The organism is Dellaglioa sp. CoH-56-MRSF-10, from assembly GCF_056782175.1.
Genome location: NZ_JBXAYF010000105.1, coordinates 1 through 280 on the forward strand (window position 1 = coordinate 1; position 280 = coordinate 280).

Below are 280 nucleotides of genomic sequence, written 5' to 3' on the forward strand. Positions count from 1 at the left end.
GTGCATACCACGAGCAAGCGCCTGCGCTGCTTTGCTAAGCACGGAACGACGTGCAGCGCGTGTGGTGCCGAAGCCTCATACTTCGCGATCGAGCGCACGTATTCGAAGAAAGGCGGCGACGGTCCGTTCCATATGAATATGTGGGGTACCGTCAATGGCAAAGACGTGATATTTACGCACGATCATACGATTAGCCGCCATAACGGTGGGGCGGACGCGCTTCACAACATGACCACGATGTGTGGGCCCTGCAATTGGGAAAAGGGTCGTCGCGAGTACC

At 56.8% G+C, this 280-nt stretch carries 1 protein-coding gene; it reads left to right on the forward strand.

Annotated features, from left to right (window positions below; genetic code table 11):
• Positions 1-138 precede the first annotated feature (138 nt).
• Positions 139-280, forward strand: a 142-nt coding sequence (locus AC1RP4_RS07985) for an HNH endonuclease (RefSeq protein ID WP_481763274.1), incomplete at its 3' end; no start/stop codon positions are given.